The following is a 21,767-nucleotide window of genomic DNA, read 5'->3' as shown; positions in this document are numbered from 1 at the left end:
CGTCGTACACTCCGAGACGGGCGGCCCCACTCGATCGCCCGACGTCGCATGCCATATGTCCCGCCGCGTACGCGCTTCGTCCGTCGAGACGGACGACGCCGATGAGCCGCGACCATCCGGCGACCGATGGGCTGCACCGCCCGGGCGACCGCTTCCGCGACCGACGCGACGCCGGGCGCCGACTCGGCGAGGCGCTGCTGGGACTCGCCCCGAGTCATCCGATCGTGCTCGGCCTGCCGCGCGGCGGGGTACCGGTCGCCGACGAGGTGGCGCGTGCGCTCGGCGCCCCTCTCGACGTGCTCGTGGTGCGCAAGCTCGGCGTGCCCTGGCGGCCCGAGGTGGCGATGGGCGCGGTCGGCGAGGGCGATGCCGTGGTGTGGAACGACGACGTCGTGCGTTCGTCCGGCGTCGATGCGGCCGACCGGCGACGGGTCGAACACCGCGAGCGCGACGAGGTCGAGGCCCGGGTGAGGCGGTTCCGCGAGGGGCGTGCGGCGGTGGACCTCACGGGCCGCACCGCGATCGTGGTCGACGACGGGGTCGCCACGGGGGCGACAGCGCGGGTCGCGTGCCGGATCGCGCGCGAGCTCGGTGCCGCCCGGGTGGTGCTGGCGGTGCCGGTCGGCCCGCCCGAAACGATCGCCGGCCTGCGCGAGGCCGACGAGGTGGTGTGCCTCGAACGACCCCGCTCGTTCATGGCGGTCGGCATGCACTACCTCGACTTCGGGCAGACGCCTGACGACGAGGTCGTCGAGATACTGCGGAGGCGCGCTATTTGACGAGCCTCGACAGCACCCGATCGGCCAGGGGCTTGCCGCCGGTCTGGCAGGTGGGGCAGTACTGGAACGTCGAGTCGGCGAAGATCACCTGCCGCACCGTGTCGCCGCAGACAGGGCAGGCCTCGCCGGTGCGACCGTGCACCTGCATACCGCGGCGCTTGGCGTCTTTGAGATCGGCGGGTGGGCGCCCGGCGGCCGCGGCCCGGGCCTCGGCGAGCGTGTCGCGCATCGCCCGGTAGAGCGTGTCGACCTGCTCGGGCGTGAGTTTCGCGGCGAGCGCGTACGGCGACATGCGCGCCGCGTGCAGGATCTCGTCCGAGTAGGCGTTGCCGATCCCGGCGAAGACCGACTGATCGCGCAGCAGCCCCTTCACCTGAGTGCGTCGGCCGGCGAGGATCGCGGCGAAGTCGTCGAGGGTGAAGTCGGGCGCGGACGGGTCGGGCCCGAGCCTGGCGATGCCGGGCACCTCGGATGTCTCGCGCACGACGTACACCGCGAGCGACTTCTTGGTGCCCGCCTCGGTGAGGTCGAACCCCGAGCCGTCGTCGAACCGCAGCCGAAGCGCGAGCGGCGAGCGGCCGGGTTTCACGGGTGTGGTCGGCACGGCGTCGTACCAGCGCAGCCAGCCGGCGCGCGCGAGGTGGAACACCAGATGGCCGGCCGGCGTCACCAGGTCGAGGAACTTGCCGTGCCGTTCGACGCGCTCGACGACCGCGCCCTCGAGCGAGGAGATCGGCGGGTCGAAGGTCTTCAGCGCCGAGATCGACGCGAGCCGGATCGACGCGACGGCGCGCCCGACGGCGTGCTCGCCGAGGAAGTCGACGAGCGCCTGGACCTCGGGCATCTCGGGCACCGTTCCATCGTGGCATCCGCTGCCGACAACGGCCAGAGGCGCGTTACGCCGCGGCCGCGGCGACCTGCGACGCGAACGCGTCGAACCGCTCGCGCCCCTCGGCCCACTCCCCCAGCCCGCTCGCCGTGTTCAGGTGCCCGAACGCGCCGACGACGTCGAGGCCGGCGCCCCAGGCGCGGGCGAACCGCTCGGCCGCGTCGCCCGGTGCGTACGGGTCGTCGCTGCTCGCGATGACGAGCGCCGGCACGCCGAGCGTGCCGCGCGGCACCGTGAACTCGCGCGCCGCGTCGGGGTATTCGGGCCCGGCGGGGTCGGGCGGCGCCACCAGGAAGGCACCGGCCGCGCCGCGGGGATGCCTCGTCAGCCACTCGGCGACCGCGAGGCATCCCATCGAGTGCGCGACGAACACGGTGTCGCGACCCGGGGCGGTGTCGTCGATCGCGCGCAACCAGTCGACCAGGCGGGGCTCGTCCCACGAGGCGGGGCGGATGCGCACCGCGGCGGGCAGCGTCGCCTCCCAGCGGGTCTGCCAGTGTTCGGGGCCCGAGCCGCCGATGCCGGGCACGATCACGATGCGGGTCATTGACGCCTCCGTCCGGTCGATCGCGTTCCACGGTGCCACCCGCGCCTCCACGATGCTTCATTCGCGGCTGCCATCCACCGTCGCGATCGCGCCAACCGCGGCCGGCGCTCCTCGACCTGCGGATGGCGCGTGCGCTAGGCTGCCCGGCATGCACACTCCGTCGACCCGCTCCTGGTGGCCCGCCTCGTAGGCGGCCAGCGCGTTTCGACGAATCGACGACCGCCCGAGGGCGGTCGTCTCGCGGTTCCGGGGCGATGTCCGAGGGCACGACCCCGGAGGACCCCATGACGCGACTGCTCCACCGACTCGTGACCGATGCGGCGCGCGATCGGCCTGTGCCCGCGTTCGCGCTGCTGCACCGCGAGACCGACGCGCACCTCGACGTGCTGGTCGGCGACGTCGTCGACGTCGACCGGCTGGCCGACATCCCGCTCGACGGCGAGGAGGTGCTCGCGCTCGTGCCGTTCCGCCAGCTGCGCGAGCGCGGCTTCACCGCCCGCGACGACGGCGCGCCGCTGCGCTGCCTCGTCGTGCGCGAACGCGAGCGGGTGCCGGTCGACCTCGCCGTCGCGCTGCTTCCCGCGACTCCGCCCGCGGTCGCCGACCTCGCGGTCGACGTCGCCGACGATGCCTACGCCGAGGTCGTGCGTCGGGTGATCGATGACGAGATCGGGCGCGGCGAGGGGGCGAACTTCGTGATCCGCCGCGAGTTCACCGGGTCGACGGCGGCGACGCCCGCGCACGCCGTGCTCGCATGGATGCGCGAGCTGCTCGAGCACGAGCACGGCGCGTACTGGACCTTCGCGGTGCACACGCCGGGCCTGTCGGCGGTCGGCGCGACGCCCGAACGGCACGTCTCGTCGATCGGCGGCGTGGTCGCGATGAATCCGATCAGCGGCACGTTCCGGCACGCGGCGGGCGGGGCATCCGCCGATGATCTGGTCGCCTTCCTCGGCGACGTGAAGGAGCGCGAGGAGCTCGTCATGGTCGTCGACGAGGAGCTGAAGATGATGAGCGCGGTCTGCCCCGACGGCGGGCGCATGCGCGGGCCGTTCCTGAAGCGGATGTCACGACTCACGCACACCGAATACCTGCTCGAGGGCACGACCGGCCTGGATCCGCGCGAGGTGCTGAGGCGCACGATGTTCGCACCGACCGTCACGGGCTCGCCGATGGGCAACGCGTGCACCGTCATCGCGCGCCACGAGCCGACCGGCCGCGGCTACTACGCTGGCGTGCTGGCGCGGTTCACGCCGGCCCCGGCCTCGCCGTCGGGGTACGACCTCGACGCACCGATCCTGATCCGAACGGCGTACCTCGACGATGCCGGGCGCGTGCGCGTGCCGGTCGGCGCCACGCTCGTGCGCCACTCCGATCCCGCCGGCGAGGTCGCCGAGACCCACGCGAAGGCGGCCGGCGTCCTCGGTGCGATCGGTGCGATCCCCCGATCGGATGCCTCGGGCACGCCGATCGGCGCTCTGGCCGCCGGAGCGACCGACGACCCGCGCGCGACCGCCCTGCTCGCCGACCGCAATCGCACGCTCGCCGCGTTCTGGAGCACCCCGCAGCGCGCCCGCCAGCCGCGAGAGGTCTCAGCACTCGTGATCGACGCGGGCGACGACTTCACCACGATGCTCGCGCACCAGCTGCGGCACCTCGGCCTCGACGCCCGTGTGGTGCCGTGGCACGAGGCGCCCGTCGTGGCATCCGACGAACTCGTCGTGTTCGGCCCCGGCCCGGGTGATCCTCGCAACTCGACCGACCCGCGCATCGCGCGCCTGCGCGAGCTCGTCGCCGCGCGCCTCGAGCAGCGTCGGCCGATGCTGGCCGTCTGCCTCAGCCATCAGCTGCTCGCCCACCTCGCCGGCCTGCCGCTCGAGCCGCTCCCCGCACCGCGCCAGGGGCTGCAGCTGCACGTCGATGTGTTCGGCGAACCGGCCGCGGTCGGCTTCTACAACACGTTCACCGCGGTCGCGCCCGACCGGTCGATCACGCCCGAGCTCGGCCTGGAGGTGGCGGCGGATCCGTCGACGGGTGCGATCATCGCGCTGCGCGGAGCATCCGTCGCGTCGATCCAGGGCCACCTCGAGTCGGTGCTGTCGCCCGACGGGCTGGCGCTGCTCGAACGGCTGGTGGAGGGAGTGCTGGCGCCGGCGCCGCTCGTGTGGTCAGGCCGGTGAGTGCGCAGTACTCGACCGAGCGAGATGCGCGTGCGCAGGTCGCTCCGAGGTCCAGCGTCACCGCCGACGTCGAGGTGGTCTTCTGCCGGCGCGGCCGCACTGCCTAGGATTCGCCTGTGGACCCGAACACACCCTGGACGCCGCCCGCGTCCGTCTTGCCATCGCCCCCGCCGTCGGCAGCCCCGTCGCGGGAAGCGACGGAGCATCCGACGACCGCGTGGACGTCACCCGCGGCCGCCTGGCCCGCGCCCGCCTGGCCCCCGCCCGCCCGGCCCGCGCCGGCTCCGCCCGCGAGCGCACCCGAGGTGCGACTCTCGGGCGCGGCGATCACCGGCATCGTGCTCGCGAGCGTCCTCACGCTCGCGACGGTCATCGGCGCGGGCATCGGCGCCGTGCTCTCGGCGCCGGTGGTCGCGCGCTGGTCGCAGGCGGGGCAGGGCGGGCAGGGCGGCGACCTGTGGGGCGGCGGAATCACCGACGACGAGGCGCAGCCCGCCGTCGAACGGATCTCGTCCGACGAGCTCGAGTTCTGGTTCCCCGCCGCGCTCGAGCTCTACAACGACGGTCGCCTCGACCACCTGTGCGCGGCCGAGCACGAGCTCGGCTGCTGGGAGGTGGCCGTGATCCCCGAGGCGGCGTGCGACCTGATCTCGATCCAGACCTCGTTCTCGAACGACCCCGACGGCGACGGCGAGCTCACACACCAGATCAGCCGCACCGACGTCGCGGCCGGCGAGGCGATCGAGATCGCGTTCGGCGAGGACGACTACGCGTTCGGCTGGATCAGCAACGTCTCGTGCATCGAGTCGTCGCCACCGGCTGACACGACCGCCTCGCTCCCCCGCTAGCGTGGCGCGTCGGCGGGCCGCTAGCGTGGCCGCATGTCGACCGAACGCCACGACCCCGACCGCGTGCTGCACCTCGATCCGGCGGGGCCGCTGGTGTCGACCTCCGATGACACGAGCGACCTGATCGGCGACGCGTGGGCCAACGCGCGCGACACCGTCGCGGTTCCGGTCGCGCGGCTCGACCCGCGGTTCTTCGACCTCGCCTCGGGCTTCGCCGGTGCGGTGGCGCAGAAGTTCGTGAACTACCGCATTCGTCTCGCCGTGGTGGGCGACGTCACCGCCTACGAGTCCGCGAGCCGGGCGTTCCGCGACTGGGTACGTGAATCGAACCGCGGCGATCACGTCTGGTTCGTGGCCGACGAGGCGGCGTTGGCCGAGCGACTCCGCGGCTGAGCCCACCCTGTCGGCTCAGCCGACCCACCCCGCCCTCGACCCGCCGCGCCGGTTCACCCCAGCGGCACGCCGCGCAATCGCATGAACGGCACCGCGTCGATCTGCGTGCCGTCCTGCGACACCTCGTAGTGCAGGTGGCATCCGGTCGCCGCGCCCGTCGCGCCCGTCCAGCCGATCTGCTGCCCGGCCGCGACGTACTGCCCCGGCGAGACGAGGATCCCGCCGTCGACGAGGTGGGCGTACCCCGTCTCGATCGACGAGTTGTGCGAGAGCTTGATGAAGTTGCCCAGGGTGCCGAGTCGTCCGGCGATGAGCACCCGACCGCCCGATGCGGCGAGTACCGGCGCCCAGCATCCCGTGCCGATGTCGGTACCCCGATGGAAGGACTGCGTGCAGCCGCCGGGCGTGCAGATCGGCGCCCGCGGACCGAAGTTGTCGGTGATGCGCCCCTCGGCCGGCTTCGCCCACTCCATCGCGCACGCGACACCGCGCTCCACCTCGATGCCGACCACCTGGGTGCCGCCGAGCACGACCCTGGTGCTCGGCGAGAGCCCCGAGATCGCCGCGGCGACCGGGTACGGGATGCACGTGGTGCGGGTGACGTAGAGCGGCGAGGCGGTGGCTCCGGCCAACGCCGCGCCCGCCAGTGCATCCGCGAATCCGTCGCCCGATGCGAGGAAGACGTTGCGAACCGGAGAATTGCCCGCGAACGCGGCGGTGTTGATCGATGCGGCCGTGAGGTAGCGGTCGAATCCCTCATGCCGCACGACCGAGAACCCGTTCGCCACCAGCGACTGCTGAACGCCGGGGCTCACCGCGCCGGCACCGCCGGCGATGCGAACGGTGCGCACCCCGAGTTGGCGCAACGCCGCGATCGTGGTCGACCGCACGTAGGTCGCGAGCCCGTCGACGAGGAACACCGGCGCCCCGCGGGTGCCACCCGCCGATGATGCGCTGAGCGCGTCGGGGTAGTCGCGGCCGGTCGCGACGTACGCCTCGGTCGCGGCGGAGAAGGCATCGAGCGCGATGCGTTCGGCGGTCTCGTACCGATCACCGCCGTTGATCCGCACCACCCGCGCGGTCGGCACCAGCGCGGCGACTTCGGCGAGCACCTTGTCGGCGATCACGACCGGCCCGCCGACGACGACGACACGAGCCGGCGCCAGCCTCCGGATCTCGTCGCGCGTGACACCGGGCAGGGCAGTCGGCTGGGTGAGCAGCAGCGGCCCACCGGCCCGCGCCGCCGCGGCGGCCGTGCCGAGGGCGTCGGGGAAGTCGGCCCCCGTCGCGAGATAGATGACGGGGACCCCTGCCGAATACCGCTGCGAGACCGTCACCGCGGTGCCGTAGCGGTCGACGCCCGCGAGCCGGTGCACGCCCGGAACGAACTGCGTGATGACGGTCGCGGGCGCCGCGAGCGCGCGGGCGAGGGGGTCGGATGCCCCTGGCAGCTCGGGTAGGCCCGTGGTCGGCGGTACCGTCTCGCTCGGCCGCGGAGTCTTGCTCGGCGGCGCGGTCTCGCTCGGCGGCGCGGTCTCGCTCGGCGGCGCAGTTTCGCTCGGCGGCGCGGTCTGGCTCGGCGGCGCGGTCTGGCTCGGCGGCGCAGTTTCGCTCGGCGGCGCAGTTTCGCTCGGCGGCGCGGTCTGACTCGGCGGTTCGGTCTCCCCGGGCGGGGTCGACGGGGTGGATCCGGTCCCGGAAGGCGGCGTCGACGGCGCCGTATCCGCGGGTGGCGTCGACTCCGCGGCCGACAGACCCATCGCACTTCCGGCGTCGGCCGGCGCGGCGCCGACCCCCGTCATCAGGAGCGTCGCGAACGCGACCGCCCCGATCCGCTCGCGTGCACGCATGCGGCTCCCCCTGCCGTCATGGTGTGCCGCCTACCCCCGTACGCGGGACACCCCGTCCTTCGCAGTGTAGGACGGTCGGGCGCCGCGGTCGACGGGCGGCGTTCCGGCGACCCGCTCGGACGCCACGGGCTCGAGTTCGGTGCGGCCCGGCCACGCAGTGCCTCGGTCGTCCTCACGACGATGCGCGTCAGCCCTTGAGCGGCAGGATCTCGCCGCCGGTCTGGCAATCGGGGCAGTACTGGGCCATGGTGCTCGCGAACGAGAAGTCGCGCACCGCTCCCCCGCACCCGGGGCACGGTTCACCGGTGCGCCCGTGGACCAGCATCGCGTCGACCTTCGCCTGCTTGAGGCGATCGATGGGGATGCCTCGCCGCTCGGCGACGGCCGTGCGCACCACGTCGACCGTGGCGGCGAACAGCCGGTCGAGCGCCTCGACGTCGAGCATCGACGCGTGCGCGACCGGCGAGAGCCGCGCGACGAAGAGGATCTCGTCGGAGTACGCGTTGCCGATGCCGGCGAGCGACTCCTGCTCCTGCAGCACGGCCTTCAGCTGCTTGCGTCGCCCGACGAAGGCGCGGTCGAACTCAGCGCGCGAGAACGCCGGGTCGGCGGGGTCGGGGCCGAGCTTCGCGACCGCCGGCACATCGGCAGGAGTGTCGACCACCCAGCAGCCGAGCGAGACCCAGTCGCCGGCGTCGGTGAGTTCGACGACGATTCCGTCATCGAAGCCGAGCGACAGCAGCGTGACCGCCCCGGCGGGCGCCGCGGCATCCGCCTCGCTCTGGCCGTACCGCGCCCAGCCGTGCCGGCCCAGCGAGACGATCAGGTGCGCGCCGCTGCCGAACCCGACGTCGAGCAACTTGCCGAACCGGCCGACGTGCGCGACCTGCTGCCCCACGAGCCCCTCGGGCGGCCGGCTGCGGGTCTTCACGACACGGAATTCGACCACGTCGACCTCGGCCAGCGCGCGGCCGGTCAACCGTGCGTCGAGCTCGTCGGCGAGGGCCTGCACCTCTGGCGACTCGGGCATGCCCTCAGCCTTGCACGGGCCGCCGACACGCACCAGCAGCACCCCGGCGCACCGGGCGCCCGACGATATGCCGGTCTCGGCATGCCCGCTCGCGTACGGTTGCCGGATGCTCCGACGACTCGCATCCCGCGTCTACTGGGCGTGCAGTCGATGGACGCTCGCCACCGAACCCGCACCCGTCCGCCCCACGGTGCTGATCGGTGCGCCGCACACGTCGAACTGGGACTTCCTGCTCATGCTCGGCATCGCGTGGCGGCTCGGGATCGACATCCGCTGGCTCGGCAAGAAGAGCCTCTTCGCCGGCTGGAGGGGCCCGATCATGCGCGCGCTCGGCGGTATTCCGGTCGACCGGTCCGACCCGGGCCGCGTCGTCGCCGAGGTCGTGGCACGCGTGCGCGCAGGCGAGCGGTTCGGGCTCGTCGTCACGCCTGACGGCACCCGCGGCGCGAACGCCCACTGGAAGAGCGGTTTCTACCGCATCGCCCGCGAGACCGGCATGCCCGTCACGCTGGGCTACGTCGACCGCACGACCATGACGACCGGCCTCGGCCCGACGATCGAGCTCACGGGCGACGTCCAGGCCGACATGGACGTCATCCGCGCGTTCTACGCCGATAAGGCCGGCTTCCGCCCGGAACTGCGCACCGAGCCGCGGCTCGCGTCGGAACTGCCCGACGCCTGAGCCCAGGCGCGCAGCGCCTACCGCGACGCGAAGTCGAGCGACTCGTCGGCGACCGCGATGACGGACCAGATGCCCCCGCCGGCGTCGGTGAACGCGTAGGCCGGCACCACGAGCACGCTGCCGTCGTGCTGCCACTGGGTGGCGAAGCCGAGCCGGGCCTCGACGATCTCGACGTCGTGCACCGGCCACGACACGATCGCACCGGCGGCGGGCACGGCCGGCGGCTCGGTGGGCGGTTCCCACGTCACCGGCACGTCGGGGCTGACCTGGTCTCCGACCGCGACATCGGCTCGGGCCTCGGCGGCGAGCGGCATGACGCCGAGCTGGGCACCGAATCGCGGATCGCTCAGTCGCTCGAACGCCGCCTGCTCGCTCACGATCGGGTAGTCGCCGAGCGGCACCAGCTCGGCCAGCGAGCCCGACGCGGAGTACACGCCGTCGGCGGTGAGCTCGAGCCACCACGCCTGGTCGAGGCGCTGCCCATCGAGCAGCGGCCAGGCCTGCGCGGTCCGGGTGACGGCGCCCTCGTACGTCGGCGCCTCGTACTCGTACGCGTCGGGGTCGTCACCGGCCGCCGCGATGAGCGAGCGCAGTGCGTCGATCGCCGCCTGCTCGGCGGGCGGTTCACCGGTCGGCGTGCACGGCGCATCGGGGGTGTCGCACACCCACGGGTCGACGGAGGGGTTGTAGTACGAGAAGCTCAGCGTGCCGTCGAGTCCGACGGTGAGGGTCGGCCCGGTGCCGTCGTTGGGGCCGACGACCCACGCGCCCGCCGAGACCTCGGCGGTGCCGGCGAGGCCGAGCGCCGCGGCGAGCGCGTTCACGGTCTCGGCGTTCGACCGCGACCGGGCGTCGTAGCCGTAGCCGGCGGCCGTGCCCGATTCGGTCGACAGGCCCGACGCGTGGAACTCGTTCCGCCCCGACCAGCCCGGGTACGCCATCGCGTCGCGCGCCGACATCTTGGCCCCGCCGACGGCGCTGTCGATACCGGGGGTGCCGGCCATCGGGGCCTCCTCGGTGACGCCGCCTTCTCCGAGCGTGATCGGCGGCGCAGCGACCGGCGCCGGCTGCCCGCCCGTCGCGGCGCCCACACCGTAGCCGACCGCGCCGACCACCGCGAGCGAAGCAGCGGCGCCGACGAGCGCGATCCAGCGCGGGCGACGTCGCGCGCGCTCGGTCGCGAGGTCGGCGACGGCGGGCGAGGTCGGGTCGGATGCGTCGAGCGGCACGGGTGCCGCGTCGCTCGCCGCGGCGTCCACCGACGCGACGACGTCGTCGACGAATCCGTCGCGCGGTTCGACACCGGCCGCGGGGTCGGCGGCGCGGAGTCGCTCAAGCGGGTCGAGGTCGTCGTCGTGGTGGGACATGCGGATCACCTTCCGTGGGGCGGGTTCACTGAGGAATGTGTGGCGAACCCGCCGAACCTTGCACCGTTGGCCGCGAGGCAGCGCGCTCAGAACGTCAGCCGCTCGCCCCACGCGTCACGCAGGCGCTTGCGGGCGCGTGAGAGCGCGGCATCCGCCCCTGAGCGCGAGATGCCGAGCACCTGCGCGAGTTCCTCGCCGTCCAGGCCCTCCCACGCGTGCAGCAGCAGGATGCGGCGATCGCGTTCGCCGACGCTCTCGAGCGCGCCGCGCAGTTCGGCGTCGAAGAGTGCGCTGAGCTCGGGATCGCCCTCGACACGATCGGCGGATGCCTCGGGCACGTCGCCGACCGGCAGGTCGACGAGCTTGCGGCGGTGGTTCGCGAGCGTGAATCCGGCCGTCCGGTAGAGCCACGGCAGCACCGCCTCACGCGGCACGTCGTCACGGCGCCGCCACGCGGTCGCGAACACGTCGGCGGCGAGATCGTCGGCGTCCTGGCGGGGCCCGCGGCGCGCGAAGTAGCGCACGAGGGCGGTCGAGTGCTCGCGGACGACGCCGGTGAACCACGCCAGGTCGTCGCTGGTGGCGGGTGCGGCGGTGCCGTCGGACATCGCCACCTCCTCGGTCGGGTCGGCGTCAGCTGCGGTGCTCGCGGTCGTCACACCCTGCTTGTGTCGCGAGTTCCGTGAGTCTTGCACGGGCGCGCACGATGGCGCACGCCTAGGATCCGAGGATGACGGATGCCTCGGGCACGATCATCCTCGTCGAGGGCGACAGCGACCGCATCGCGGTCGAGACCCTGGCCGCCCGGCTCGGCGTCGATCTGCCGCCGGTCGTGCCGATCGGCGGATCGAAGAACGCGCCGCGTGCGATCGCCGCCCATCCCGCGACACGGCTCATCGGGCTCGTCGACGCCGGCGAGCGCCGCGACTTCGAATCGGTCATCGACACCGTGTTCGTGTGCGATCCCGACCTCGAGGCGGAGTTCGTGCGCGCGCTCGGCATCGACGGCACGCTCGAGGTCGTCCGCGAGCAGGGCGAGCTCGATTCGTTCCGAAAGCTCCAGCGCCAGCCCGCCCTGCGCGAACGCCCGATCCAGGTGCAGCTCGCGCGCTTCTTCGGCGGACGCAGTGGCAACAAGCTGCGCTACGCCCGCCTGCTCGCCGAGGCAGTGCCGTTCGATCGGGTGCCGGCGCCGCTTGCGGCGCTGTTCGATGCGGCCACCGCGTGATCGGCTGACGCCGCCGATCATGCCGACGTCACGTCGCGCGGATCACAACTCGGTCCTGCTGCAACCGTCGTCGACGGGTTCGCCGGCGAAGCGGGCGGCGGTCCACGCGACGAGCTGCGGCACGAGCGGCGAGTCGGGCTCGACGAGCGGCACGTGGCCGCGGTCGGCGACGACACGGACGTCGACCCGTGCGCCGGCCGCGCACAGGTCGTCGACGATCGGGGCCTGCGCGTCGAGGACGATGAGGCCGTCGGCACCGCCCTGGCCGAAGAAGACCGGCGCCGAGATCGTGGGCGGCGGGACGTTCTCGGTCAGGCGCGCGCCGAACGCGCCGGTCGTCGGGTCCTCGGCGAGGAGCTCGGGATCCTGGGCAAGCCCGAACAGGGTGACGAGCGACGCGGCCGTCCCCGGTTCCGACAGGCACCGGCTCGCGATGCGGCGAACGGTGACCTCGGCGCCCGGGCGAACGTACTCGCGGGTGGTGACGTCGTCGTAGATCGCGGAGTAGGCGACGACCGTGAAGGCTCCGAAGATGCTGCCGCCGGTGACGTCGGGCAGGTGGTCGACGAGCGCGGGCAGGTTCGCCGCGGGCGCCAGCGCCGCGACGCCGTCGAGCTCGAGCTCGGGCGCGTACTCGTCGGCGAGCGCACCCGTCCACAGCGCGGCGCCGCCGCCCTGCGAATGGCCCCACACGACCGTCCGGTCGCCGAGCCGCGCCCCGTCGAGCTCGGCCGCGGCGCGACGGGCGTCGAGCACCGCGGACGCGCTCGGCGGACCGACCAGGTACGGATGCTGCCCCGGCGTGCCGAGGCCGAGGTAGTCGGTGGCGACGAACGCCCACCCCTGCTCGACGATCTGCGGCAGCAGGAACATCGCTCCCGACTCGAACGGCTGGGCGAGCAGCGAGGGAGCGCACTGCTGGGCGACACCCGTCGTGCCGTGCGCCCAATCGACGACCGGCCAGTCGCCGTCGCCCTCGGCGGGCACCACGACCAGGCCGCTCGCCACCGCCGCGTCGCCCGCGAGATCAGTGGTCGTGTAGAGGATGCGCCAGGCGAGGGCGTCGTCGGGAACTTCGCGCGTGAACGGTTCGGCGCGGATGAGCCGGCCCGGTTCGTCGGGCACGTCGCGCGGCGCCGCGTAGAACTCGTCGACGACGGGGGAACCACCGCGCAGCGTCGCGCTGACCGCTCCCGCGCCGATCGCGACGACCAGGGCGAGCACGGCCGCGATCGTGCGCGCCCAGCGGGCGAACACCGTCGGCGGAGCATCCGTCACCGTCGTGCGGGCGGTGCCTCGCACCGCGTGCCAGAACTCCAATGCACCGATGATGATGAGCCGGGCGCCGAAGACGACCGCGACGACGATGAGCGTGATGTCGGGCCACAGCAGTGCGAGCAGGCCGAACACGATGCCGGCCGCCCCGAGCAGGGCGGCGGCCACGCGGGCGTCGACCGTCCGGCTCGCGCGGAACGCCGAGACCGCCGAGAGCACGCCGTTCACGATGAGCCCGATCGCCACCACGACGGCGAGCGCGCGCACCGTCAGCCCCGGCCAGGCGAGCACGGCGACGCCGAGCACGACCCAGATCGCCGCCATCAGCAGACGCCACCGCGGCGTGCGCGCGCCGTCGCCGTGCTCGCCGTCGTGCTCGCCGCCGTGCTCGCCGCCGCCGGCGGCCTCGAGGATGCCCGTGAGGATCAGGCCGGCGCCGATGAGGATCGCCAGCACCCCGAGCGCGGTCGTCGGTCGCACGAGGATGACGGCGCCCAGCACGATCGCCACGACGCCGACCACCGCCCGCACCCAGCGCGGGAGCGTCGGGAACCAGTCGCGGATCCGTCGCCATGACGCCATCTGCTCCCCCATCGCCCGACGATCGATCCGATGCTAGCGACCACGGCCGCGCAACCGTCGGCGACCTTCCGCGTCGAACCCGTTCGGCGCGCCGGCGGCCGGGCGCGCCGGCGGCCGGGCGCGCCGGCGGCCGGGCGCGCGCCCTATCTGGTCGCGCCGACGATCCCGAGCACGAGCGTGACGACACCGACGAGGAGGAACACGACCCCGACCCATCCGACCGCCCGCGCCGACAGCGACCAGCGCCGGGTCGCCCCGAGCCCCTTCGACTCCTGCTGCCGCGAGCCCTTGGCGAGGTCGTCGCGTTTGACGACGAGCAGCGCGCCCCAACCGATGGCGAGCACGCTCCAGATGAAGGCGAAGATCAGTCCGGCGTCCACCGCACCATCATGGGGTATCGCCGCGCGGGAGCCCAATCGCCCGCGCGCTGGCGCACGCGTCAGTCGAACATCGGAGTGAGGAACCGGCGCTCGTACCGCCGGATGCACCTCGTCTCCTGCGCGAACCGGTACGCCTCCGCGCACTCGGCGTCGGTCGCGGCGGCGATGCGGTACTGCTCGTAGTCGGCGAGCGAAGGGAATGTGAAGAGCGCGTACGCCACGTCGCTGTCGCCCTCGCTCGGCAGGAAGTACCCGTGGTGCGTGCCGCCCAGCCGGTTCACGAGCCGGATCCACCTCCGCCCGTACTCCTCGAAGTCGGCGAGCCGATCGGCGTCGATCTCGTACCGCAGGTGGATGGTGATCATGCGTGCTCGGTGACCTTTCCGTGTTCGACCTGCCAGCGCCGGTCGAGGCGCACGTGCTCGAGCATGCGCCGGTCGTGCGTGACGAGCAGCAGCGTGCCCTCGTAGCCGTCGAGCGCCTGCTCGACCTGCTCGATAGCGGGCAGGTCGAGGTGGTTCGTGGGCTCGTCGAGCACGAGCACGTTCACGCCGTGCGCCTGCAGCAGGGCCATGCCCGCGCGGGTGCGCTCGCCGGGCGAGAGCGCGTCGACCGGACGCAGCACGTGGTCGGCCTTGAGGCCGAACTTCGCGAGCAGCGTGCGCACCTCGCCCGAGCTGAGATCGGGCACGAGCGCCTCGAACGCGCCGGCGAGCGGTTGGCCTCCCGCGAGCTGCGAACGCGCCTGGTCGATCTCGCCGACCGCGACCGACGACCCGAGGCTCGCCCGGCCCGCATCGGGCGCGATGCGCCCCAGCAGCAGCCCGAGCAGCGTCGACTTGCCGGCGCCGTTGGGTCCGGTGAGGCCGATGCGGTCGCCGCCCGAGACCTGCAGCGAGATCGGCCCGAGGGTGAAGTCGCCGCGGGTGACGGATGCCTCGGCGAGGGTCGCGACGACGGCCGACGACCTTGGTGCCCGGCCGATGGTGAACTCGAGCTTCCACTCTTTGCGCGGCTCCTCGACCTCGTCGAGGCGTGCGATGCGGCTTTCCATCTGGCGCACCTTCTGCGCCTGCTTCTCGCTCGACTCGGTCGCTGCCCTGCGACGGATCTTGTCGTTGTCGGGCGATTTCCTCATGGCGTTGCGCACGCCCTGGCTCGACCATTCCCGCTGCACGCGCGCGCGTCCGACGAGGTCGGCCTTCTTCGCGGCGAACTCCTCGTACTCCTCGCGGGCGTGCCGGCGAACGGTCTCGCGCTCGTCGAGGTAGGCATCGTACCCGCCGCCGTAGAGCCGGTTGGAGTGCTGCGCCAGGTCGAGTTCGAGCACCTTCGTCACGGTGCGAGCGAGGAACTCGCGGTCGTGGCTGACGAGCACCACCCCGCCTCGCAGCCCGGTGACGAAGGATTCGAGCCTCGCCAGTCCGTCGAGGTCGAGGTCGTTCGTCGGCTCGTCGAGCAGCACGAGGTCGAACCGCGAGCAGATGAGCGCAGCCAAGCCGACCCGGGCGGCCTGTCCGCCCGAGAGGCCGGTCATGAGCGAGTCGGCGGTGACCGCCGAGCCGTCGCGCGCGCCGTCGGCCGAGCCGACGGTGAGCCCGAGCTCGGCGAGCACGCCCGGCAGTCGTTCGTCGAGGTCGGCGGCACCCGAGGCGAGCCAGCGTTCGAGCGCGACCGAGTACTCGTCGGCCGGGTCGACGCCGTCGGGCACGTCGGTCACGGCCAGAAGTTCGGCCGCGGCATCCAACCGAATGGATGCCTCGGTGCAGCCCGTGCGCCGGGCGACGTACTGCGCGATCGTCTCGCCCTCGACACGCTCGTGCTCCTGCGGCAGCCAGCCGACGAACGCGTCGGCGGGGGCGAGCGCGACCGTGCCCGCCAGCGGGGCGATCGCACCGCCCAGGATGCTCAGCAGCGTCGACTTGCCGGCGCCGTTGGCACCGACGACGCCGATCACGTCACCCGGCGCGACCGTCAGGTCGAGCTGCTCGAACAGCGTGCGGTGCGCGTATCCGCCGGCGAGCCCGTGGGCAACGAGGGTTGCAGTCACCGCTCAACCCTAGGCCGGTGCGTCGCCACCCGCGCACCCGCACGCGTCTCGCGGCGTGTCGGCATGCCCCGTGCGGCGGCCTCGCGCTCGGCTCGCTCAGGTGCAGTCAGGACGGCAGTCGCGTTGCGAGAGCGCGTCGATGAGCACCGTGCTCAGGTCCTCGGGCTTCGTCGCCGTGTACGCGGCGCCGCCGGTCGCGTTCGCGATCTGTTGCAGCGCGGCCATGTCGGTGTCAGGGCCGATGCCGACCACGATGACGGGGACGGGCCGCTCGCGATCGTCGAGCCGCTCGAGCTCAGCCACGAGCGTGGGCAAGTCGATGCCGTTCTCGTCCTCGTTCCTGCCGTCGGTGAAGAGCAGGACGGTGTTGATCTTCTCGGCGTCGTAGGAGTCGCGAACGCGCTGCACTGCGGCGAGGGTCGTGTCATACAAGCCGGTCGCGCCGCCGAGTCGCTGCGGGAGCGAGTCGACGATGCGCTGAACGTCGGCGAGGTGTGCGGCGTTGCCCAGTGGTTCGATCGGGGCCAGATCCTCGTAGTCGAGCTCGCCGTTGCGCGCCGTCGAGAAGACCCAGACGCCCAGCTGCACTTCGCCCGAGAACTTCGCCAGCGCACCGCCCGCCGCCTGCTGGAAGATATCGATACGACGCAGGCCGTTGTCGGCGGGCTCCTCCATCGAGCCCGAGACGTCGATCACCGCCAGCATGCGGGACCGCAGCGAGAACACGGCCCACGCCTTCAGGAGTTCGACCTGGCCCCCGCCGTCCCAGCCTCGGGCCGGCATCGGCGCGGCCGAAGACAACCCCTCGATCTCGATGTAGCCACTGCCGTTCGGAGCACGGAAGCCCGCGGCACGGAAGATCCGCGACGAGGTGCGCAGCGAGTCGTGGAACGTCTTGATGAGTTCCTTGTGCCCCCGTGTACCGGCGGCGACGGCGATGAACGGGTAATCGACGGCGACCGTGCCCTCGGGTGGGTACGCCACGGTGAGCAATTCCGAATCGTCGTCGAGGTTGTGCTGAGCGACGAGCACCTCGCTGGTGATGACGACGGTCGGCTCCGACAATGACGGCACCGAACTGAACGCCGCTTCGGTCGAGGCCGGGATCGACTTGGTCAGTCCGACCATCGCGGCCGAGAACTGCCGAGCATCCGCATCCGACGAGCGCGCCTTCAGCGCCAGGAGTCCGGCCAGGCTCGGCGCCGAGACGGTCGGATCGGGGAGTATCGCTGTCAGACCGCCGTCGAGTATGCGCTCCCACGTCACGGGTTCTGCGGCGATGGCCTGCGCACTCGACGCCGGCGCGGCGAACACGACGGGCGAGGTCGCGATCGATCCGCGGGATTCGATCGACGGGGCCGGGCGCCCGAGCGATCGGGAGAGACCGACGGCCCGTTCGATCCAGACGCTCGAGTCGGGCAGCCACACATCGGCGTCGAGTCCGCCGGCGGCCACGAGCGCGACGGTGTCGGCCGCCGTCTGCGAACGGATCACGGTACGGATGCAGCCGTCGTATTCGGCGTCGAAGTCGGCCGCGATCTGCTCGACGACGGGTACGACGGATGGGTCGGCGACGACGGTGAACTCGTCGACCGAGGGGCAGCCCGCTTCTGCTGACGCGAGCAGCGGCGACAGGCTGCCGCCGATCCAGATGAGCCCGCCGGTGATGACGATGACCGCGGTGAGGGCGATCGCCATGATCGGCAGAAGACGGGGCCGCGACCAGCCGTCGGTCTTGGTCGGAGCGGGGGTGCTATGACGACCCAACGGAGTGCTCCTTCCTGGCGGCCACCGAGCGGGCGCTCGACCGGGACCGGACGATCCCGCGCTCCAGTGCACGACAACGCATCGTGTTCATCGATCGCACCCCTTCCGCTTCGTTGCGTACCGGTCTGTATCGCCGCCACCTTCGGTTCTGACCGCGCGGGCCGTCGATGCTCCTCGGTTCGACGGCCCGCGCGGTCACGGTCGCAGCGTGGTCACTCTCGTCTGCGCGCGAGCACGGCACGCTGGAGGAGCACGAACACCAGCAGGATTCCGCCGGTGATGATGGTGGTGGCCTCGGGCGGAATGCCGCCATCGCGGGTGATCAGCACATTCATGAGACCGAGCACGAGCGCACCGATCACCGAGCCGAGCACGAAGCCGACTCCACCGGTGAGGAGCGTGCCACCGATCACCGTCGCGGCGATCGCGTCGAGCTCCCACCCGATGCCGGTGATGTTCTGAGCGCTGCCCAGCCGGGCGGTGTAGACGACCGCGGCGATGCCGGCGAGCGTGCCGCTGATGACGTAGACCCACACCTTCGTCTTCGGCACAGGAAGCCCCATGAGCCCGGCCGACTGCTCGGATCCGCCGATCGCGTAGACCGTGCGGCCCATGCGGGTTCGGTGGAGCACGAAGAAGGCGATGATCACGATCCCGAAGGCGATGATGACACCTGGTGTCACGACGAGGTCGTTGACCTTCGGTCCGTCGATGAGCTTCATCTGCGCGGCGAGGATCCTGACCGGCGAGTCATCGCCGATTCGCTGGGGTACCGTGCTCAGCATCGAGGCCAGGCCCCGACCGAGGAACATCATCGCGAGCGTCGCAATGAACGGCTGCACGTTGTAGTACTGGATCAGAATTCCCGAGACGGCTCCGAAGGCCGAGCCGCTCACGATCATGATCAGCACGGCGAGCCACGGGTTCCATCCGGCGTTGATCAGCATGACGCCGGCGACGCTGCTGAACGCGATGATGGCGCCCACGGAGAGGTCGATGCCGCCCGTCAAGATCACGAAGGTGAGACCGACCGCGAGGATGATGAGGTGCGCGTTGTTGATCAGCAGGTTGGACACGGTGCTGGCCTGCACGATGCGCCCATAGGCGATCTCGCCGTAGATGATCATCCCGATGAAGATCACGACCGCAGCCGCCGTGGGCAGCAGATCCAAGTGCAGTCTCATCCAGTGGCGGAAGCCGGATTCGGTCGGCTGTTCACTGGCGTGCGGAGGGAGGGTGGTAATGGTCATGCGGGGACGACCTCCTTCTTCGGAGTCCGCGGAAGGCGGCGCTGGCGGAACATCTGCTGAACCCGCTCGGACTGCAGGAGGCACAGGATGACGATGACGACGGCTTTGAACGCAGGCGTCGCCGACGAGGAGATTCCGAGGAACACGATGGTCTTGTCGAGGGTCGCGATCAGCAGGGCGCCGACGACGGCACCCGTGATGCTGAACTTGCCGCCGGCCAGCGAAGTGCCGCCGATGACGACAGCGAGAATCGCGTCGAGTTCGAGTTGGTATCCGGTGCGCGAAACGTCGACGGTCATGACGCTCGCCGTCGCGAACACGCCGGCGATGCCTGCGAGAACGGCGCTGACGATATACACCGTCATCAAGAGGCCGCGACGGTTGACCCCCGCCAGCCGAGCGGCCTTCGGGTCCATTCCCACCGCCTCGAGCATGAGCCCGAGCGCGCTGCGCCGTACGAGCAGGCCGACGGCGATCACGACGAGGATCGCGAGCAGGAAGACGACGGGCAGGCCGAGCACGTAGCCGTTCGCGATCCACCGGAACGCGTCGTTGTGGGCCGCGGTGTTCTGGCCGCCCGTGATGACCTTCGCGAGTCCACGACCCGCGAGCATGATGACGAGCGTGCTGATGAACGGCTGCAGGCCGACGACCGAGACGAGGACGCCGTTGACGACGCCCAGCACGGCGCTCACCGCGATGGCGAGCCCGAAGGCCGCGAAGGCGGCACCCACCGAGTCGGGCGCGTCCGCGGCTGCGAGGAACTCCATCGAGACGGCGCCGGCGACGACCATCACCGATCCGACGGAGAGATCGATCCCGCCTGTTGCCACGACCAGGCACATGCCGACCGCGATCATGAGGATCGGCGCCGACGCGCGGAGGATGTCGATCAGGTTGCCGACGAGGTTGCCGCTCGTCGGGTTGACGGTGACGGCCAGGTAGCCGGGATCTTTCAGGACGTTCACGAGGAGCAGCAAGAGGATCGCCACGCCCCCCCAGAAATACGGCGTTCGCACCAGCTCGGTGAAGAAGCGGGACGATCGGGTCGGGGTGTCGCTCATCGAGCGGCCTCCTTGGCGTTGGCGTCCTTCACGAGGGCAGCGACGGCGGCGCCGTCGTTCTCCTCTGCGATGGCCGTGACGATTGACTCTGCGGTGATGTCGGGACCATTGACGATCTCGGCGATCTTACGATGGTCCTTGAGGACGACGATACGATCGCTCAATCGGACGACCTCCTCCAACTCGGAGGAGATGAAGACGACGGAGACGCCCTCATCGGCAAGCCCGATGACCCGCTCTTGGATCTCGGCTTTCGCGCCGACGTCGATCCCTCGCGTCGGCTCGTCGAGGATGAGGATCTCGGGCTTGGTGGCGAGCCAGCGACCGAGCAGCACCTTCTGCTGATTCCCACCCGAGAGATTTCTGATGGCTCGGCTGGGGTCGGCAGGGCGCACGTTCATCTCGGCGAGGTACTTCGAGACGATCGCATCCTTCTCGCGGCGCGAGAGCGGTCGCGCCCAGCCGCGCTTGGCCTGTACCCCGAGGATGAGATTCTCGCGAACGCTCAGATCGCGGATGATCCCCTCGTCGCGGCGGTTCTCACTCGAGAAGGCGATCCGCGACGACATCCCGGCGGCCGGGGTGTGGATATCGGTCTTGCGGCCGCGGATCTCGACGTCGCCGCCATCGGGGCGATCCGCGCCGTAGACGAGTCGCGCGAGCTCGGTGCGACCCGAGCCGAGCAGCCCGGCGAATCCCACGATCTCGCCACGGTGCAACTCGAGGTCGGTCTCGTCGATCGCACCCTTGCGGCCGATGCCCCGCGCACGGTAGATCGGCGCCTCGTCGTGCAGGTGCTCGCGTCGAGCGCTCTGCGAGTCGAGGGCGCGAAGCGCTGCGATGTCTTTGCCGATCATCTTCGCGATCAGCTGGGCACGGTCGAGCTCGCGCGGCAGGTATTCGCCGACGAACCCGCCATTGCGCAGCACGGTCAGCCGGTCGCTGATCGCGTACACCTGATCGAGGAAGTGCGAGACGAACAGGATGGCGACACCTTGGTCGCGCAAGCGTCGGATGATCTTGAAGAGCTGCTCGACCTCGTTCGCATCGAGGCTCGACGTCGGCTCGTCGAGAATGAGTACCTTCGGGTTGGTGACCATCGACCGGCCGATCGCGACCAGCTGCTGCAGGGCGAGCGACAGCGAGCCGAGCGGCTGCCGCGGATCGAGGTAGCCCAGACCGAGCTTTTCGAGCACGAGGGATGCCTGGCGGTGCGTCGCACGCCACTTGATGCCGAACAGCCCGCGAACCTCGTGCCCGAGCATGACGTTCTCGCCGATGGTGAGGTTCGAGCAGAGGTTCACCTCTTGGTACACGGTCGAGATGCCGGCGTTCTGCGCGTCGGACGTTCCAGTGAATCGGCGAGCACCGCCGGCGACGAGGATCTCGCCTTCGTCGATCTTGTAGACGCCCGTGAGCGCCTTGATGAGGGTGGATTTCCCTGCGCCGTTCTCCCCCATGAGGGTGTGGACTTCACCTTGGAAGAGGCGGAAATCCACGCTGTCGAGGGCCTTCACCCCGGGGAAGGAAATCGAGATGCGCTGCATCTCGACGATCGGATGCGATCCTGTCATCGCAAGCTCCAGTTCTTGTTCCGCGGCCACGG

The 21,767-nt window shown here is 71.6% G+C and carries 20 protein-coding genes; 6 read left to right on the top strand and 14 right to left on the bottom strand.

The features are described from left to right. The first annotated feature begins 101 nt into the window (after positions 1-101). Positions 102-779, top strand: a complete 678-nt coding sequence (locus FLP10_RS14590; RefSeq protein WP_149161535.1) for a phosphoribosyltransferase — start codon at positions 102-104, stop codon at positions 777-779. On the opposite strand, the gene FLP10_RS14585 is transcribed toward FLP10_RS14590, so the two are convergent. Both FLP10_RS14585 and FLP10_RS14580 read right to left on the bottom strand, forming a co-directional pair. After that, a complete protein-coding gene (locus FLP10_RS14585; protein ID WP_149161534.1) occupies positions 772-1,632 on the bottom strand; it encodes an Fpg/Nei family DNA glycosylase in 861 nt (286 codons plus the stop codon). The genes FLP10_RS14590 and FLP10_RS14585 overlap by 8 nt on opposite strands. 43 nt (positions 1,633-1,675) lie before the next feature. Next, a complete protein-coding gene (locus tag FLP10_RS14580) occupies positions 1,676-2,215 on the bottom strand; it encodes an RBBP9/YdeN family alpha/beta hydrolase (protein WP_149161533.1) in 540 nt (179 codons plus the stop codon). Between the two features lie 284 nt (positions 2,216-2,499). Between FLP10_RS14580 and FLP10_RS14575 the strand changes: the two genes are divergently transcribed. The 3 genes from FLP10_RS14575 (at position 2,500) to FLP10_RS14565 (ending at position 5,636) form a co-directional block, all read left to right on the top strand. Then, on the top strand, positions 2,500-4,395 hold the full coding sequence (locus FLP10_RS14575) for an anthranilate synthase family protein (protein WP_210418412.1): 1,896 nt from the start codon (positions 2,500-2,502) through the stop codon (positions 4,393-4,395). 116 nt (positions 4,396-4,511) lie between these two features. Then, positions 4,512-5,243 carry a hypothetical protein gene (locus tag FLP10_RS14570; protein WP_149161531.1) on the top strand — a complete coding sequence of 244 codons (732 nt, stop codon included), beginning with the start codon at positions 4,512-4,514 and terminating at the stop codon, positions 5,241-5,243. A gap of 33 nt (positions 5,244-5,276) precedes the next feature. Then, entirely contained in the window at positions 5,277-5,636 is a 360-nt protein-coding gene (locus FLP10_RS14565) for a DUF4180 domain-containing protein (RefSeq protein WP_149161530.1), read from the top strand. 53 nt (positions 5,637-5,689) lie between these two features. Here FLP10_RS14565 and FLP10_RS14560 read toward each other — a convergent pair whose 3' ends face one another. Both FLP10_RS14560 and FLP10_RS14555 read right to left on the bottom strand, forming a co-directional pair. Beyond that, on the bottom strand, positions 5,690-7,486 hold the full coding sequence (locus FLP10_RS14560) for a cell wall-binding repeat-containing protein (RefSeq protein WP_149161529.1): 1,797 nt from the start codon (positions 7,484-7,486) through the stop codon (positions 5,690-5,692). A gap of 187 nt (positions 7,487-7,673) precedes the next feature. Beyond that, on the bottom strand, positions 7,674-8,516 hold the full coding sequence (locus FLP10_RS14555; RefSeq protein WP_149161528.1) for a DNA-formamidopyrimidine glycosylase family protein: 843 nt from the start codon (positions 8,514-8,516) through the stop codon (positions 7,674-7,676). 106 nt (positions 8,517-8,622) lie between these two features. Between FLP10_RS14555 and FLP10_RS14550 the strand changes: the two genes are divergently transcribed. Beyond that, on the top strand, positions 8,623-9,198 hold the full coding sequence (locus FLP10_RS14550; RefSeq protein ID WP_149161527.1) for a 1-acyl-sn-glycerol-3-phosphate acyltransferase: 576 nt from the start codon (positions 8,623-8,625) through the stop codon (positions 9,196-9,198). A 17-nt stretch (positions 9,199-9,215) separates the two neighbouring features. Here the strand turns inward: FLP10_RS14550 and FLP10_RS14545 are convergent, their stop codons facing one another. Continuing rightward, positions 9,216-10,565: a hypothetical protein gene (locus FLP10_RS14545; RefSeq protein WP_149161526.1), complete on the bottom strand. Its 1,350-nt coding sequence runs from the start codon at positions 10,563-10,565 to the stop codon at positions 9,216-9,218. Positions 10,566-10,651: 86 nt separating this feature from the next. Then, entirely contained in the window at positions 10,652-11,173 is a 522-nt protein-coding gene (locus tag FLP10_RS14540) for an RNA polymerase sigma factor (RefSeq protein WP_149161525.1), read from the bottom strand. A gap of 122 nt (positions 11,174-11,295) precedes the next feature. On the opposite strand from FLP10_RS14540, the gene FLP10_RS14535 reads away from it, so the two are divergent. Further along, positions 11,296-11,793 carry an ATP-dependent endonuclease gene (locus FLP10_RS14535; RefSeq protein WP_149161524.1) on the top strand — a complete coding sequence of 166 codons (498 nt, stop codon included), beginning with the start codon at positions 11,296-11,298 and terminating at the stop codon, positions 11,791-11,793. Positions 11,794-11,835: 42 nt separating this feature from the next. On the opposite strand, the gene FLP10_RS14530 is transcribed toward FLP10_RS14535, so the two are convergent. The 8 genes from FLP10_RS14530 to FLP10_RS14495 form a co-directional block, all read right to left on the bottom strand. Further along, positions 11,836-13,662, bottom strand: a complete 1,827-nt coding sequence (locus FLP10_RS14530; protein ID WP_246150036.1) for a lipase family protein — start codon at positions 13,660-13,662, stop codon at positions 11,836-11,838. 131 nt (positions 13,663-13,793) lie between these two features. Continuing rightward, complete coding sequence (locus tag FLP10_RS14525; RefSeq protein ID WP_149161523.1) at positions 13,794-14,030, bottom strand: hypothetical protein; 237 nt, start codon at positions 14,028-14,030, stop codon at positions 13,794-13,796. 59 nt (positions 14,031-14,089) lie between these two features. Beyond that, positions 14,090-14,395 (bottom strand): NIPSNAP family protein, encoded by a 306-nt coding sequence (locus tag FLP10_RS14520; protein WP_149161522.1) that lies wholly within the window; start codon positions 14,393-14,395, stop codon positions 14,090-14,092. Then, on the bottom strand, positions 14,392-16,080 hold the full coding sequence (locus FLP10_RS14515; RefSeq protein WP_149161521.1) for an ABC-F family ATP-binding cassette domain-containing protein: 1,689 nt from the start codon (positions 16,078-16,080) through the stop codon (positions 14,392-14,394). Before FLP10_RS14515 ends, FLP10_RS14520 begins: the two co-directional genes overlap by 4 nt. 96 nt (positions 16,081-16,176) lie before the next feature. Beyond that, complete coding sequence (locus FLP10_RS14510; protein ID WP_149161520.1) at positions 16,177-17,778, bottom strand: substrate-binding and VWA domain-containing protein; 1,602 nt, start codon at positions 17,776-17,778, stop codon at positions 16,177-16,179. Positions 17,779-18,059: 281 nt separating this feature from the next. Then, positions 18,060-19,097 (bottom strand): ABC transporter permease, encoded by a 1,038-nt coding sequence (locus FLP10_RS14505; RefSeq protein ID WP_149161519.1) that lies wholly within the window; start codon positions 19,095-19,097, stop codon positions 18,060-18,062. Further along, positions 19,094-20,161 (bottom strand): ABC transporter permease, encoded by a 1,068-nt coding sequence (locus tag FLP10_RS14500; protein ID WP_149161518.1) that lies wholly within the window; start codon positions 20,159-20,161, stop codon positions 19,094-19,096. Before FLP10_RS14500 ends, FLP10_RS14505 begins: the two co-directional genes overlap by 4 nt. Beyond that, entirely contained in the window at positions 20,158-21,735 is a 1,578-nt protein-coding gene (locus tag FLP10_RS14495; protein WP_149161517.1) for a sugar ABC transporter ATP-binding protein, read from the bottom strand. Before FLP10_RS14495 ends, FLP10_RS14500 begins: the two co-directional genes overlap by 4 nt. Positions 21,736-21,767: the final 32 nt, after the last annotated feature.

The organism is Agromyces intestinalis (assembly GCF_008365295.1).
Taxonomy (GTDB): domain Bacteria; phylum Actinomycetota; class Actinomycetes; order Actinomycetales; family Microbacteriaceae; genus Agromyces; species Agromyces intestinalis.
The sequence above is the reverse complement of the archived record's forward strand: the minus strand, read 5'-3'. Positions and strand labels throughout refer to the sequence as shown.